The organism is Arthrobacter roseus (genome assembly GCF_016907875.1).
Taxonomy (GTDB): domain Bacteria; phylum Actinomycetota; class Actinomycetes; order Actinomycetales; family Micrococcaceae; genus Arthrobacter_J; species Arthrobacter_J roseus.
The window spans coordinates 2,792,204-2,805,447 of sequence record NZ_JAFBCU010000001.1 but is presented as its reverse complement, the minus strand read 5'-3'; the positions used below and the strand labels follow the sequence as shown (position 1 = coordinate 2,805,447).

Annotated in this window: 12 protein-coding genes; 5 read left to right on the top strand and 7 right to left on the bottom strand. The window is 61.1% G+C overall.

Annotated elements, in window-relative coordinates:
- Positions 1-220 precede the first annotated feature (220 nt).
- Entirely contained in the window at positions 221-2,302 is a 2,082-nt protein-coding gene (gene paaZ / locus JOE65_RS13545; protein ID WP_205163691.1) for a phenylacetic acid degradation bifunctional protein PaaZ, read from the top strand.
- Positions 2,303-2,352: 50 nt separating this feature from the next.
- Here the strand turns inward: paaZ and JOE65_RS13540 are convergent, their stop codons facing one another.
- The 5 genes from JOE65_RS13540 to JOE65_RS13520 all read right to left on the bottom strand — a co-directional run bounded on the left by JOE65_RS13540 (position 2,353) and on the right by JOE65_RS13520 (position 7,668).
- Positions 2,353-3,036, bottom strand: coding sequence for a helix-turn-helix domain-containing protein (locus JOE65_RS13540; protein WP_205163690.1), 684 nt, complete (start codon positions 3,034-3,036; stop codon positions 2,353-2,355).
- 25 nt (positions 3,037-3,061) lie between these two features.
- Positions 3,062-4,987 (bottom strand): heavy metal translocating P-type ATPase, encoded by a 1,926-nt coding sequence (locus JOE65_RS13535; protein ID WP_205163689.1) that lies wholly within the window; start codon positions 4,985-4,987, stop codon positions 3,062-3,064.
- Positions 4,988-5,012: 25 nt separating this feature from the next.
- On the bottom strand, positions 5,013-5,234 hold the full coding sequence (locus tag JOE65_RS13530) for a heavy-metal-associated domain-containing protein (RefSeq protein ID WP_205163688.1): 222 nt from the start codon (positions 5,232-5,234) through the stop codon (positions 5,013-5,015).
- A gap of 82 nt (positions 5,235-5,316) precedes the next feature.
- Positions 5,317-6,066, bottom strand: coding sequence for a DUF429 domain-containing protein (locus JOE65_RS13525; protein WP_205163687.1), 750 nt, complete (start codon positions 6,064-6,066; stop codon positions 5,317-5,319).
- A 45-nt stretch (positions 6,067-6,111) separates the two neighbouring features.
- Positions 6,112-7,668, bottom strand: a complete 1,557-nt coding sequence (locus JOE65_RS13520; protein WP_205163686.1) for an LTA synthase family protein — start codon at positions 7,666-7,668, stop codon at positions 6,112-6,114.
- Positions 7,669-7,889: 221 nt separating this feature from the next.
- Between JOE65_RS13520 and JOE65_RS13515 the strand changes: the two genes are divergently transcribed.
- The gene (locus JOE65_RS13515) at positions 7,890-8,273 is read left to right on the top strand and encodes a DUF3253 domain-containing protein (RefSeq protein WP_205163685.1); all 384 of its coding nucleotides are present in this window, start codon (positions 7,890-7,892) and stop codon (positions 8,271-8,273) included.
- 31 nt (positions 8,274-8,304) lie between these two features.
- On the opposite strand, the gene JOE65_RS13510 is transcribed toward JOE65_RS13515, so the two are convergent.
- Positions 8,305-9,084, bottom strand: a complete 780-nt coding sequence (locus JOE65_RS13510; RefSeq protein WP_205163684.1) for a FadR/GntR family transcriptional regulator — start codon at positions 9,082-9,084, stop codon at positions 8,305-8,307.
- 113 nt (positions 9,085-9,197) lie between these two features.
- Here JOE65_RS13510 and JOE65_RS13505 point away from each other — a divergent pair, with 113 nt between their 5' ends.
- The 3 genes from JOE65_RS13505 to JOE65_RS13495 are packed head-to-tail and all read left to right on the top strand — an operon-like array spanning position 9,198 to position 12,518.
- Positions 9,198-10,097: a proline iminopeptidase-family hydrolase gene (locus JOE65_RS13505; RefSeq protein ID WP_205163683.1), complete on the top strand. Its 900-nt coding sequence runs from the start codon at positions 9,198-9,200 to the stop codon at positions 10,095-10,097.
- A gap of 55 nt (positions 10,098-10,152) precedes the next feature.
- Positions 10,153-11,589, top strand: coding sequence for an APC family permease (locus JOE65_RS13500; RefSeq protein ID WP_205163682.1), 1,437 nt, complete (start codon positions 10,153-10,155; stop codon positions 11,587-11,589).
- Positions 11,590-11,591: 2 nt separating this feature from the next.
- The gene (locus JOE65_RS13495; protein ID WP_205163681.1) at positions 11,592-12,518 is read left to right on the top strand and encodes an acetamidase/formamidase family protein; all 927 of its coding nucleotides are present in this window, start codon (positions 11,592-11,594) and stop codon (positions 12,516-12,518) included.
- Between the two features lie 73 nt (positions 12,519-12,591).
- Here the strand turns inward: JOE65_RS13495 and JOE65_RS13490 are convergent, their stop codons facing one another.
- Positions 12,592-13,218, bottom strand: a complete 627-nt coding sequence (locus tag JOE65_RS13490; RefSeq protein ID WP_239536725.1) for a TetR/AcrR family transcriptional regulator — start codon at positions 13,216-13,218, stop codon at positions 12,592-12,594.
- Positions 13,219-13,244: the final 26 nt, after the last annotated feature.

Below are 13,244 nucleotides of genomic sequence, written 5' to 3'. Positions count from 1 at the left end.
TGATTCCTCCTTCAGTAGCTCCGTCAAGAACTCCATCAGACCACGAGTCATTGACGTGTGTCAATGACTGCGAATCCCTGATCGCCGCGTAGCTGTGCGCCAGGGCACAGTCATGTAGGCTGGAAGTATTACCGAACGGACGGTCGGTTTATGGTTTTGGGCCCAGCCCAGGACGAGGAACCACGTCCGATCCCTGTTGCAGCTGAAAGGCCAGTACCCCATGACCTCGACCGCCATCGGTGTGGAGATTGTTCCCAGTTTCGTTCAGGATGCGTGGTGGACTCCGGACGCCACGGAGATTGTCGGCCACAGCGCAGATGTGCGCGATGCCAGCACCGGTGAGGTGCTTGCGCAGGTGAGCTCGCAGGGCCTTGACCTGGCCGCCGTCGTCGAACACGGACGTACGGTAGGGCAGCAGTCGCTGGGAGTGCTGACCTTCCACCAGCGTGCGCTGAAACTGAAGCAGCTCGCACAGTTCCTGAACAGCCAGCGTGATGACCTTTACGCGCTGTCGGCCCGTACCGGTGCCACGAAGGTCGATTCGCTCGTGGACATTGACGGCGGCATCGGCGTGCTCTTCACCTTTGGCTCCAAGGGCCGGCGTGAACTTCCCAATTCACAGGTTGTCATCGACGGCCCCGCGGAGGCCCTGTCCAAGGATGGCTCCTTCGTCGGTGAACACATTTACACGCGTATTCCCGGCGTCGCCGTCCAGATCAACGCGTTCAACTTCGCCGTCTGGGGTCTGCTGGAAAAGTTCGCCCCGGCGTTCATCGCAGGCGTGCCAACGATCGTGAAGCCCGCAACACCCACCGGTTACCTGACCACCGCCGTCGTCAAGCTCATGATCGAGTCAGACATCCTCCCGGCCGGTTCCCTCCAGCTCATTTCCGGCTCTGCGCGGGACCTGCTGGACCACCTGGACTACCGGGACATGGTGTCCTTCACCGGTTCAGCAAACACAGCCAACAAGCTCAAGTCACACGAGAACGTGGTGCACGGCGGCGTGCGCTTCACGTCGGAAACGGACTCGCTCAACGCGGCTATTCTGGGGCCCGACGCCGTTCCGGGTACGCCCGAGTTCGAGGCTTTCGTCAAGGCAGTCGTCACGGAGATGACGGTCAAGGCCGGTCAGAAATGTACGAGTATCCGGCGCACCCTGGTGCCCACGAACATGGTCAATGACGTGGTTCAGGCTATCGAGAAGCGCATCGAGCAGCGCGTTGTCCTCGGAGACCCACTCGCGGAAGGCGTGACCATGGGTGCGCTCGCTTCCCTGGAGCAGCTGGAGGATGTCCGTTCCGCCGTGCAGGCCATGCTGGCCGCCGGTGGGGAGCTTGCCTACGGCAGTCTTGATGCCCCGTCGGTCACGCATCGTGATGGTTCCATGGGAACGTCCGACGACGGTGCGTTCATGTCACCGATTGTCCTGACGTGGGCGGATAGTGAGGCGCCGGAACTGCACTCGCTCGAGGCATTTGGGCCGGTAGCGTCCGTCGTCGGCTATGACAGCCTGGAGGACGCGATCCATTTGGCTGCCATGGGGTCAGGCTCCTTGGTGGCTACTGTTTGTACCAATGATGCTGATGTTGCACGTCAACTGGTTCTGGGTATCGCTGCCCATCATGGCCGTGTTCACATGCTGAACCGTGAAGATGCCAAGACCTCTACCGGGCATGGTTCGCCAGTTCCCCATCTGGTCCACGGCGGTCCCGGCCGTGCTGGTGGCGGTGAAGAGCTGGGCGGTATCCGTTCGGTCATGCATCACATGCAGCGGACGGCTCTGCAGGGTTCGCCGAACATGCTGACTGCTGTCACCGGCGTCTGGCATTCAGGGGCGTACCGCAATTACGACGGCGGCCACCCGTTCCGCAAGAACCTCGCCGAACTTCGTGTGGGGGATGCGATCCGCTCCGATCTACGTGAAGTCAGTCTTGAGGACATCACGGCGTTTGCCAACACCACGGGCGATACGTTCTACGCCCACACTGACCAGGAGGCTGCGGCAGCGAACCCGTTCTTCCCGGGCATCGTGGCGCACGGCTACCTCCTGCTGTCCTGGGCCGCGGGCCTGTTTGTGGAGCCTGCTCCGGGACCCGTCCTGGCGAATTACGGCCTCGAGTCTCTGCGCTTCATCACGCCGCTGGCGGCGGGGGACTCGTTCCGCGTGACGCTGACAGCCAAGCAGATCAGCCCGCGTGAAGACGACGAGTACGGTGAGGTCCGCTGGGATGCGCTCCTGACCAACCAGAACGATGAGATTGTGGCCACGTATGACGTTCTGACGCTCGTCGAGAAGTAACTGCTCTGATGTGAGGATGTTCGTCCGGCAGCGCGGCTGGGACCAGTGGGTCAGGCCCTGGCCAGCGCCGCCCGGTCCAGGACGCAAATCCGCCCACCGGAGGATTGAGCTATCCAGCCGGCGTCGGTGAAGGAAGCCAACCGCCGGCTCAGCGTTTCAGGCGTAGTGCCCAGCAACGAGGCCAGGTCCCGTTTGGACATGGTCAGGATCAGCTCGCCAGTAGCCGGGGCGGCTTTCTCCAGCAGGTAACCGGCAATCCGAGCGCCCACATCCTCGCCGGTGTAGGAGCTGAGCTGTCGTTCGGTCTGCTCGAGCCGCTCGGTCATAGTTTCCAGCATCTTCAACGCGACGGCCGGGTACCGGGTCAGGAATTCGCGGATGTCCTCGTGATGCAGACTGCAGATTTCGGCATCCTCCAACGCCAGCGCGTAATGATCTGCTGTGCCGGTGTGCAGGAAGGCTGTCTCGCCAATGAAGTTGCCCGGCTCCAGGATTCGTAGCAACTGCTCATGGCCGGACTCGGTGCCACGGTAGGTCTTGACCCTTCCGCGGTGCACGATCATCAGGAAATGGTTCGCTTCCTCCGGGGCGTAGAGCAACTCGTTGCGTCGGTACGTTCTCTGCCGCACGCGTGAAGCGATCTCATGTCGCTCTACGGGGTCCAGATGCGCAAAGATCGGGACCAGCGCCACGCACTGGTCCCGATGGTCGTGTTCTGAAGGGAGCGTCGTCACTGGCGCCGCCCCAGCTGTTGTGTCCTCATCGCACGCCCACCCCTTCGATTGTGTCCTGTGTGGCTGCGCTGTCGATTGCCGGAGCCGCTGAGGCCAGTGTAGGCGTCCGGAAGCGGATGAGCCGGACCGCGTTGAGGATCACTGCCAGAACGCTGATCTCATGGACGAGCATGCCCGTGGCCATGAACACCCGCTGGGCCAGTACTCCGGCCAGCAACACCACCACCGTGGAGATGGCGATGATCGTATTCTGTCGCATGTTCCACATGGTCGCCTTGGACAGCCGGTACGCGTGGACCAGGCGGTCAAAGCGGTTGGAGGTGAGGATGACGTCGGCGGTTTGGATGGAGACGTCCGTGCCTGCTCCCATGGCCACCCCGATGTCCGCGGTTGCGATGGCCGGCGCGTCGTTGATGCCGTCACCGATCATGCCCACCCGCAGTCCGCGTGCCTTGAGCTCTGTTACTGCCCGAACCTTGTCTTGCGGGAGTAGCTCCGCTTGCACGTGGTCGATTCCCAGTTGACTGGCAACAAGTTCGGCGGTGTGCCGGTTGTCGCCGGTGAACATGTGGAACTCGGAGATCCCAGCCTGGCGCAGCGCGGCGATCGCCTCGCGTGCCTCTGGACGGATCCGGTCCGCGATAGAGATAATACCCGCGGGTACGGAGTCCACCAGGACGACGACGGTGGTGTTGCCCCCGCGCTGTTGATCGGTGATGTAGTCCTGGACACCGCTTGGCGTCGGAGTCCCTGCTTCGCTGGTTATGCGCGTGGCCATGGCAGGGGAGCCGACGGCGATGGTACGGCCGTCGACGTCGCCGGTAATCCCGCCACCCGCCACCACGTCCACCTGCTCCGGGACCGGGCCGATCTCCAGCCCACGCCGCGTGGCCTCCTGGACGACGGTGCGTCCCAGGGGATGCTCCGAAGCCTGCTCGAGGCGGGCGGCCAGCGCCAACAGGGCGTCGTCGTCGTACCCCAGGGAATGTACTGCGGTGACTTCGGGGCGGCCCATGGTCAGGGTTCCGGTCTTGTCAAAGACCAGAGCGTCGACCTTGGCCAAGCGTTCTAGCGCGTCCCCTCCCTTGACCAGCACGCCGTACCGTGCGCCGTTGCCCAGGCCAGCGACCATGGATACCGGGGTGGAGATCACCAGTGCGCCGGGGCACGCGATGACCAGGAACGTCAGTGCGAACTCGATGTTACGGGTGAAGATGAGAACCAGAACTGAAAGCACAATAATTGTCGGCGTGTAGATGCTGGCAAAGCGGTCCAGGAATCGCTGTGCGCGGGTTTTGGTGTCCTGCGCGTTTTCAACGAGTTCAATGATCTGCGCAAACGTGGTGTCATCGCCGGTCTTCTCGGCGGCGACGTCGATGAAGCCGTTTTCCACCAGTGTGCCGCTGTAGACCTGATCGCCCATGGATTTGCGGGCTGGCACGGACTCGCCGGTGATCGTGGCCTCGTTGACCAGGGCGCTGCCGCCGGCGATCGTCCCGTCGACGGCGATCTGACCACCGGTGGCGACAACCACAATATCGCCCACGGCGATGTCGTCAACGGAGATCGTGGCGGTACCGTCAACACGGCGGACCACCGCCTCCTGCGGGGCCAGATCCACCAACTCGCGCACCGACTGCCGGGTCTTGGCCAGTGTGCGGGCCTCAAGGTAAGCGCCAAAAACGAAGAGGAAGGAGACCACTGCCGCCTCAACGTACTCGCCGATGAACAGTGCGCCGATGACGGCGATGGTGACCAGCAGGTCGATGCTGAACGCCTTGTAACGCAGCGCCTGAAAAGCTTTCACTGCCGTCGGGATGCCGGCGACGACGGCGGCGATGAAGAGCGACACGTCGCGGACCGTGTCTAGACCGGCGAGCTGCGTGGCGATGGCCGTCAGGAGCAGCCCGCCAGCCAGGGCTGCTGTCTTCGCGTTGGAGGTGCCAAACATGATGTTCCTTCTCTCGATCCCGGGGCTAGCTGATCTTGGTGGAGAGGACCGGGTAGCCTAGCCCGGTGATCAGATCGGCGATCGTGGATGCCGTCGTCTTGTTTTCGTCGAACTCGACGTTGACCTTGCTCGCGTTGAACTTCACCTCAGCAGAGGCAACCCCGTCCTTCTTTGGCAAGGTGTTCTCGATCTTCTTGACGCACGACGGGCAGGTGAAGGGTTCGGTGCGGAACGTTGCGGTTTGCATGATTGCTACCTCCTGAATGGTGGATCCCTGTGTGGGGTGATTCCATTCCATCGCGGAAGGGCGCGGGCCGCCTTGACGTGGGTCAAGGAAGCTCGTTCAGCTCTCCGCTCGGGAGATGGATCCAGCCTTCTAGACGGGCAACGGCTCTTTCCTCCGGATCTGTGAGGAACGTGCGATGTGTTGCCGTCGCACGCGCGGCCAGCGAGGCCACTACGGCGTCAAGGCGGTCATCCGACGCGATGAGGCTGTCTGCGTAGCCGCCAAGGTCCAGCCAAGGGGCAGCAGTCTCCAACTGGTAAAGAAGGCCGCGTCTGGCAGCTGTCTCGTCTGGACCCGACCCCTTGTATTTCTTGGCCGGGATTCCCCATAGCTTCAAAGTAGCGGCCGGGTACACCTCTGCCAGTCGACCGGATCCATCAAGCGGCTGCGCCGATGAATTCTGGGCGATTTTGGCCTGGATGACAGCGCAGCGCATGGCAGGATGCGCCAGCCTATCGGCGGAGACACTCAACGGGATGAGACCTGTTTTCTGTGTCACGAACCGGTCCGTATCGCGGTAGGCGAGGAGCCTGCGGCCAGCTATGCCGTCGTGGCGAAGAACGGCGTGCACATTCCCGCCCACATGGCCCGTGAGGAAGGGCACCAGGGCCCGAGGCCAGCCGAGGGGGCAATCAATACCCGTGAAATCTGTGTCATTGAACAGAGCGAGGATTGCCTCGTCAGAGACCCCCAGTTCCAGCTGGACCAGTCTGGCAGCGCCGGACGCCCACTCGATAACGGCGGCCGCTGTTTTCTTGGGATCCGCAGCGAGGTCAATGCCGAGAGTCTTCATGGTGACACTGTAGGACGGGCTTGGTCGGGTGGGGGACGGACAGCGCTACTGGGCGGCGTCCTCGCCGTCCCAAGCCTTTACGTAGAACTGCGCGGAACGCGAGTCCAGCAGCTCGGCGTAGGCATCTGGCTCCATTGCCTGGGCTGAACCATCCGGGATCTTCGAGGTGAACGCGGATACGCCCAGCGCCGCCTCATGATCCTTCAGGGTCAGACCGGCGGCTTCCAGAATCGTGGGGTACATGTTCAGCTGGTCCACGCCGGGGCGCAACTCGCTGTTCTCGTCCTGGCCCGGAACCCAGATCCGATTGAAGATGGTGCGGTTGTCGTTGTCATCCAGCTGCTCGTGGAAAGCGTCACCGGCGCTCATGTGCTTGAGGTGGTCGCCCATGATCACCACGGCGGTGTCCTCGAGGTAGCCCTTCTCTTTCATATAATCCACGAATCCGGCCACCACGGTCATGGAGCAGGCGAATACGGAAGTGACCTCACTCTTCGTATCTACGTTGCAGTAGTCGTAGACGTGCACTGGCTCGTGGGTGTCCAGCGTCAGCACGGAGAGGTTGAACGGCTGACCGGTTTTCTCCGCCTCTGCATGCAGCTCGTCTACCTCATCCTTGGCGTGGGCCATGAGGCGTTCATCGCTCAAGCCCCAGTCGCTGCGGAAGTTCTTCTCCGGTTCACCGGCGGCGCGCCAGTCGGAGAGGTCCTTCACGTCGGAGTAGCCATGAGTGCTCAGGAAGGTGCCCTTGGCCGCGAAGGAGGAGTTGGCACCACCCAGGAAAACGTTGTTGTAGCCGTGTTCATCCAGAACATCGCCCAGGCAGGTGACCCCTCCCAGATAGGTTTCGACGTCGCCGCCGAGATCGTTGAGGCCGCCGCTGCCCGTGGCGGAGGCGATGCCTTTCAGTGGGATGCCGCACTGCGTCGAGGTGAGACCGGCCATGGTCCAGCCTCCACCCCTGTACTGCTGGAGATCGTCCACACTCTGCCAGCCGTCTGAGGCTTTGGTGGCCTCTTTGAGCGGAACGAAGGCGTCTTTCTCGAAGAGCTGGTCGTCCGCGAGAGTCGCCTCCCCGGACTCGAGGTAGATCAGCACTAGGTTGCGCTTGTCCTTATCGCTGGTGACGGTCGGCTCCACGTAGTAGTCGCCGAGGTCGTACGTGGAGTTCCCTGCCTCGATGTAGTCTCCGAGGCCAACCGTAGAGGCGAAGGCAGTGGTGCCGCCGACGAACACCGCTCCCACTAGGGCGGTGGAGACGGTGCGCATGATCCACGGTGAGCGATGGGGACGGATGTTGTCGCCATTGCGGCGGCGCTTGCGGCGCCGGAGGTGCTGCCACAGTGCGATCCCGACGGTGATGAGCAGGGGCACAACGCCGATTCCCAGAATGCCTATCCAGACAATGGCACCGCCCCCGCCGTCGGTTTCCACGGAGACGAGGTTCAGGAGCATCTGACCTACAGATATCTCGCCCCAGAAGAAACGAATGCCAGCAGCGGCGATGAGCAGAGCGAGCCCCGCCCAGATCAGGGCGTAGACCAAGATATGCCCAACGACGACGCCAACTCGTCGGGTTATGTGAAGAACTCGGCCAGACATAGCAACACCTCGCATTCCAAATGCTCGCCTGTCCGCCGAACACCCTTGACATCCACCCGTTCTCGGGCCTACCGAATTCTAGTGCCGATACGCTACCTGTTCAACAACCGTTCACCTGTTAGTAGCGAGTCGTACACCCCCTGGCACCTCGACTGGGCCGTACAGAGAGCTCCACGACGGGCCACACAGACGACTAGAGTTCGAGGAACCCGGGCGAATTGATGGCTGCTCGACGAGCCGTCAAGACCCGTGAAAACGATGCTCGAACACGAGTGAACGATGCAAAGATCGCGCTGGGTGAACGCGGCCAACCGTGGTGGGAAGCGCGCGAGCCGACGGCATTCGATGAGCGAATTTCTGCGACCATTCGAACGCTTCTACGCAAGCGTGTCGACTCATCGATCTGCCCGAGCGAAGTTGCCCGAATCGTGGGTGGTGACGGCGATGCTTGGCGTGAGCACATGCGTGACGTCCGTCGCGTCGCGTCCGAGATGGCTTGCCGCGGCGAGATCATCGCAACCCAGAAGGGTATCCCGGTAGAAGCTGAGAATGTTCGAGGTCCTATTCGACTCAGCCGCGGTGCTCCGATCGGTGGAGCCACGTAGTCCGTGACCAGTACCCGAACCAAGGGTTGACCTAGACCCGAGTGCGCTGCATCGCTTCCTGGAATAGCTCCAGGTCGATGCGTGCGTGTTCAGCTCCGATCTCTGCGGCTGCGCTTGCGTCTTGGTTACAGATGGCGTCGACAAGCAATTCGTGGTCGGTTAGTGCACGCAACTCCATGGCGCGCATTCCTTCGGGCATGCCCCATAGATGTGCTGGTGCGGCCAGACTGATGGTGGATTCCAGTTGCAGGAGCACTGTTCGCAGAGTCTTGTTATGTGCTGCTTGTCCGATGGCTAGGTGCAGTCTTTCGTCTGCCTTCTGGGAGTCGTGCCCGCTGTCGGCGTGGCGGTAGTCCTCCAAGCAGTAGCGCAACGCGTCGACGTCCTCTGCGGTACGGTTTTCTGCTGCGGCGCGCGCAATGGTGCCATGAAACAGCCGAACCGCCTCGAGAGTATCAACCAGCTCCTCCCAGCGTGCGGTGAGCGTCCGATGCACGGACTCCCCAGAGGTGGTCGACCACTGTTCCTTGACGAAGGATCCCCCGCCACGACCGCGAACCGTCTCGAGTAGACCGTTTTCGACTAAGCGCGCCAAAGCCGCCCGGACCGTGACCCTCCCCACCTGCAAGGAGGCAGCCAAGTCGCGCTCCGCGGGCAAGCGACGTCCCGGAAGGTACTCGCCGACGGCTATGGCGGTGATCAGTCGATCCGTCACGTCGTCGACGATACTGTGGCGATTTTTCAAGGGTGCTGTAAGACCCGACGAGGCGGGAGTCGTCGTCGGATATCCAGGCGTCGGATCTGCGGTCATGGGTCTCTAGACACCCTTTGTTACGTAAAGGTCTTGTAATAGAACCATTTATGGTCCACTCTATCTTCTGTAGGTTTTTATGACCTTCATCACTCTGGAACGAAGGACTAGTCATGTCACAGGTTACAGCGCGGACGATCCCTTTCCGAGGCTACGAAACATGGATCCGCACGACGACCCCCGACGCTCCCACGGACGGCGCCCTCCCTCTGATCGTCCTGCATGGCGGACCAGGCATGGCTCACAACTACGTGCGCAACATCGCCGAACTTGCTGCGACCGGGCGGACAGTCATCCACTATGACCAGCTGGGCTGCGGCAACAGCACGCATTTGCCGGACCTGCCAGCCGATTTCTGGACACCACAGCTCTTCGTCGACGAGTTCACAAATTTAGTGGAGCATCTGGGGCTAACCGATTACCACGTCTTGGGCCAATCCTGGGGCGGGATGCTCGGAGCGGAAATAGCAGTCCGCCGGCCGCAAGGCCTGAAGAGTTTGGCCATCTGCAACTCACCAGCTTCTATGGAGCTGTGGAGCCAGGCGGCCCAAGAGCTACGTTCGGAACTACCGGAGAATGTGCAACAAACTCTGGCTGATCATGAGGAGGCTGGGACCGTTGATGATCCTGCCTACCTTGCCGCCGCCGAGGAGTTTTGCCGCCGCCATGTCTGCCGCCTCGACCCCACACCCCAGGACTTCCGGGAGAGTGAAGAACAAATGGTGGCGGAGCCAACGGTTTACCACACGATGAATGGGCCGAATGAGTTTCACGTCATCGGTACACTGCGCCACTGGGACATCATCGACCGCCTGGATGCCGTTGAGGTCCCTACCCTGGTGTTCGCCGGAGAGTACGACGAAGCCACTCCTCTGACATGGCAGCCCTTCGTGGACAAGATTCGTGATGCGCAGACACATGTCTTCCCGGAGGCGAGCCATTGCGTCCACCTCGAACACCCCACGGGCTTCCGTGCAGTCATAGACGACTTCCTGACCGCGCACGACAGCTAGCAACCGAATTCTTTTGACCTTCATCCACATCCCACAGAAAGTGAGCGTGCATTAAATGTCGTCATCACGAGAATCCGCGGAGCTGACTCCTCAGCAGCAGCTGGAGGCGTACGGCTACAAACAGGAACTCAAACGTTCCCTTTCCACCACAGACCTGTTGATCTATGGGCTCATTTTCATGGTTCCCATTGCACCATGGGCAATCTTCGGGGTCGTTTACAATGCAGCTGGCGGCATGGTGCCACTGGTCTACCTCATCGGGTTGATCGCCATGATCTTCACCGCGTTGGCCTATCAGCAGATGGCCAAAAAGATTCCACTCGCCGGCTCAGTTTTCTCTTACGTCGGCCGTGGGATCCACCCCAATGTGGGCTTCTTTGCGGGCTGGGCGATCCTTCTTGACTACCTCCTGGTCCCGACACTGCTGTACGTCTTCGCCGCGGAGTCCATGGTCGGGCTCTTCCCAGACTCCCCACGCTGGCTGTGGGCGTTGGTCTTCGTGGCCATCAACATGGTCATCAACTTGATGGGCGTCAGCTCCATGAAGCTGATCAACCGGCTATTCCTGACAATGGAGTTGGTCTTTGTGGCGATCTTCATCGTCATCGCCGTCAGGGCACTGAATAACGAGACCATCCCTAGTGCGGTGTTCACCACTGACCCGATCTGGGACGCCAGCATAGTCTCCGGACCGCTCATCGCCGCGGCGCTATCCATCGCTGTCCTCAGCTTCCTCGGATTTGACGGCATCGCCACCCTTTCGGAAGAAGCATCCGGAGGCCGAAAAGCCACGGGTCGCGCTATGGTTCTTGCGCTGTGCATTGTGGCCGTCCTGTTCATCATCCAGACGTGGCTAGCGAGCTCGCTGGCCGGAGGGCGCGAGTCGTTCGGTCCCGGCGTCGAAGGCAACGCCTTCTTCACGATCGTTGAGGCCGCATCCAGTACCGGATGGATGAATGCCTTCTTCGTAGTCAACGTACTGGCGATTGGCATTGCGAACGCCATGGCAGCCCAAGCCGCAACTTCTCGCCTCCTCTACTCCATGAGCCGTGACGGGCAGTTGCCTAGATTCCTGCACACGCTGAACCACCGCCGCGTCCCTCAGAACGCCATCATTCTGGTTTCGGTACTGTCCGCGGTTCTGGTGCTGTTCTTCGTGGGGCAGATCGACCTGATCTCCTCACTGGTCAACTTTGGTGCCCTGTTCGGATTTATGCTGCTTCATGTTTCCGTGGTCGTGTACTTCCTGGGCAAAATGAAGTCCAAGAACTACCTGTTACACCTCGTGGTGCCGATCATCGGGTTCCTGATTCTCGGCTACGTCCTGTGGAACGCGAATATCGAAGCTAAGGTCGGTGGCATCGTCTGGCTCGCCGTTGGGGCCCTGGTGTTCACCTATTACCGCATCAGTGGGCGAAAAACGGATCTGTCAGGAGAAGGAGACCTGGAGGCAGGGGAAGTCCCTGCCACAGGTCAGAGAGGAGGTCTCTGAACATGGAACACTTTTTGAATAAGAGTCATGGCAAGTTTGGGTTCGTCGCCGACGAGGAGCCGGTGCTACGCATCAAACCTGGTACTGGAGAGCGCATTGGTTTCGAAACCAGTGACGAGGTCTACCGTCAGCTCCACGAACATGGCGACATGGACCAGCTGACCGTGGGCATCAACCCGGTGACTGGGCCCGTCTATGTCGAGGGTGCAGAACCTGGGGACGCGTTGGCAGTCACCATCCACGAGATTCGCCTGATCGACTGCGGCTGGTCGGTGAGTCTTCCAGGATCCGGAGCGTTGCAGGATCGAATGACCGACGCCGTGTTCGCGCGGCGCGTACCCATCGATGAGGCCGGGGTGCATGTGACTGACCATCACGCTTTCGAACCCCGTCCGATGATCGGCTGCATCGGCACCGCTCCCGCTGAGGGCAACAACTCGACGATCATGCCTACCACCGGCCAAGGCGGGAACATGGATCTCATGGAGTGCCGCCCTGGCGCCACCGTTTATCTGCCCGTCGAGGTCGAAGGCGCCTATCTGTCTATTGGTGATATCCACGCCATCATGGCAGAGGGGGAGTCCTCGTTCGTGGCGATCGAGGCTGAAGGGACCGCCGTGGTCTCGGTCGACGTCGTGAAATCGATGGCACTGCGAGGACCACGGGTTGAGCTCGAGGATGAATGGGTCTTTGTCGGACTCGGAGATCCAGTTCAGGAGAGCATCAAGCGAGGATATGAGGACATGTTCGACTTCCTGACAGGGGAGCACGGATGGGAGGCAGGGGATGCGTATGCGGTGATGAGCGCGGTTGCCCACTCACGGCTGGGCGGGCCCACGGGCTCCTCAGCACCTGATCCGCTACATCCAATGACGCCCATCGGGGCTGTCACCACGCATCATTTGCCCAAGAGCGTTCTGCGCAAGTAGAGGCAGCCTGACCCAGAAGCGGATCCCGCAGCTACCACGCTAAGGGGTCCGCTTCTGGCGGGTGCACCGTGAGCTACACTTCCCCGTGCAACCCGTCGAAGAGGATGGTGATGACGTTATCCGCCAGCATGTCCGGCGTGAGCGCGCCGCCGGGTTTGTACCACTCGACGATGGAGTTGATGGTGCCGAACAGCAGCCTCGTGGTGGTCCTCGGGTCCACGTCGCGCCGTAGCCTGCCTTCGTCCCTGGCCAGTTGCACCAGTTCGGCCACTTGATGGTCGAAGTCACGACGGCGCTTCAGCGCATCCCGCTCAACTTCGGTGTTGCCACGCAAGCGCAGCAACAGGGTGACGTACGGTAGACGCTCTACGAGGACGGCAATCGTGTTCCTGAGAACAAACTCAAGTCTGGCGTCTGCCGGTCCGGACGTTGCTTTTGCGTCAATGATGACAGCCTCGAGCCCACCAAGCGCGTGGTCCAAGGCCAGCCGCAGCAGGTCTCCCTTGGAGGGGACATGGTGGTAAATGGCCGATTTGCTGATGCCGAGCGTGTCCGCGAGGATGCCCATCGATGTCGCTTCATAACCGTGGCGGTTGAACACTTCCACAGCAACATTCAGCACGCTCTGCTGATCATAGCCAGGGCGACCGCGGCGTCCTGCCGCAACGGAGGTATTCACTTCATGGACCATGTCAGCCATTTTCGCACGAACGTTCGGTTTGCCGT